Source organism: Nonomuraea lactucae (assembly GCF_003313395.1).
Classification (GTDB): Bacteria; Actinomycetota; Actinomycetes; order Streptosporangiales; family Streptosporangiaceae; genus Nonomuraea; species Nonomuraea lactucae.
In genome coordinates this window covers 1-1,871 of the sequence record NZ_QNFZ01000564.1, presented here as the reverse complement: position 1 = coordinate 1,871, position 1,871 = coordinate 1, and the positions used below count along the sequence as shown (strand labels likewise).

3 protein-coding genes are annotated in these 1,871 nt (G+C 69.9%); 1 reads left to right on the top strand and 2 read right to left on the bottom strand.

The window, feature by feature from the left end; translation table 11 throughout:
* Nucleotides 1–448, bottom strand: a 448-nt coding sequence (locus DQW85_RS23640) for a hypothetical protein (protein ID WP_162795295.1), incomplete at its 3' end; no start/stop codon positions are given.
* Between the two features lie 182 nt (nt 449–630).
* A complete protein-coding gene (locus tag DQW85_RS23635) occupies nt 631–1,173 on the bottom strand; it encodes a YbhB/YbcL family Raf kinase inhibitor-like protein (protein ID WP_162795294.1) in 543 nt (180 codons plus the stop codon).
* A 121-nt stretch (nt 1,174–1,294) separates the two neighbouring features.
* Between DQW85_RS23635 and DQW85_RS23630 the strand changes: the two genes are divergently transcribed.
* Nucleotides 1,295–1,871, top strand: a 577-nt coding sequence (locus tag DQW85_RS23630; protein ID WP_162795293.1) for an AfsR/SARP family transcriptional regulator, incomplete at its 3' end; no start/stop codon positions are given.

Here is a 1,871-nt window from a genome sequence, read left to right as displayed (position 1 = left end):
CGCGCTCGGACGGCCGCTCGCGCTCGGACGGCCGCTCGCGGTCCACGGGACGCGAGGCGCCCTTGCGCGCCGCGACCGTGCCCCCCGCGCCGAAGCCGCCCTCGGCCGCGTCACTGCGAATGTTGGCCCAGAACTCCTCGTCATCCTCGTCCGAGCGGGGGTTGCCCCACTCGTCGACGCCACGTTTGCCACGCTGGCCGGTGCGCACAGGCTTGGCCTTGGGCTCGTCGATCGGGCTGAAATCGGGGCTGAAATTGGCCATCCGGGGTTCGTGAGCCGCGAACTCGTCCGTCGACCGAGCGTGGGTCTGCTCCTCTTTCTCGGCCATCTGCTTCAGCCGCTCCGGGGGGAGCGAACTCTCCCTACGGTTCATCGAACGCATGCCCAGTGCCACGACGACGAGCACGAGGAGCACGACTGCGACCAAGCTGACTACGACCGCGATCATTGCACCACCCTCAAGCCATGGCCTCCCATTGGCACCGGTGAGATCGCGCGGCCATCGACGCGACCTGCCCCCTTTGATCACCAGCGCCTGACAATTGGATCTGATTGTGTCGGACCACTGCGAGCGTTGTCACACCCTAAGCGAAGAATTGGTAACGATTATTACACCCGGTGTTTGATTTCTCACTCGATGTGCACCACGGTGAGCCGGCCACGGGCGATCGTCTTGTCGGCGATCTCCTTCAGGACGTCGGAGAGGGGGGCGCCCTCCTTGACCTGAACCTTGGCCTGCAGCGTGTAGACGGTGAACCGGTAGCTGGTGTTTCTGTCGCACGGGGGCTGGTAGCCGACCTTGCCGCTGGTCACCCGCGCCTGGCCGGAGCCGTCCGGCGGGCTGTCGGCCGCGCCCGGCCCGAGCTCGGTCACGGTGGCCGGGATGTTGTAGAGCACCCACTGCACGGCGGACGCCGACGGGGAGTGCGAGTCGACCACGATCGCGGTCGACCTCGCCTGCGGCAGCGGCTCGCTCGACCAGCGCAGCGGGGGGCTCGCCTGCGTGCCCTGGCACGAGTATTCGCGCGGCAGCGGCTCGCCTTCGCGCAGCTCCGGGCTGGAGACGTTGATCTGCCCGATCTCCTTGGCCTCGGATCTGCTGATGAAGGGCGCGCACCCCGACGTGGCGAGCGCGACACCCACCGCCGTCACACTGACGGCGATGCGTCCCACGCGTCCAGTCGTGTTACACAGCCCCATGCCGCACGATGCTACGCGCCCATCGGGCATGCGCCGACCGTTTCGCGAGGGTCGGTGGTCGGTATAGGGCGCGAAATCCGCCACAATCGAGGGCATGAAGGGGGTGAGCTCGGACACAGTGATGACTTTCGCCGTCCTCGGACCGCTCGAGGTCCGGCGCGACGGCCAGGTCGTGGAGGTCACCGGGCAGCGCCTGCGCACCCTGCTCGGCCTGCTCGTGCTCGACGCCGGGGTGACAGTTCCGTTCGAGCGGCTGATCGCGGGGGTGTGGGAGGACGACCCGCCCGGCGTGGTGGACAACGCCCTCCAGGCACTGGTCTCACGGCTCCGCACGGCATTGGCGAAGGGCACGGCACCAGCCAAAGACGCGGCACTCGCGGAGGGCACGGTACTGGCGAAGGGCGCGGCGCTCGCGGAGGGCACGGCACTGGCGAAGGGCGCGGCGCTCGCTGAGGGCAGCGCCCACGACTCCCCGCGCCCAGCCGTACCGGAGTCGCGGGCGCGGCAGCTCGTGCTGGCGGATCCGACCGGATACCGCCTGGCGGCCGACCCCGAACAGGTGGACGCGCACCGCTTCGCCCGGCTCGCCAGGCGCGGAAGGGCCGCGCTGACGTCGGGCGACGCGCTGGCGGCGGCCGGCCTCCTGCGAGAGGCGCTGGCGCTGTGGCGCG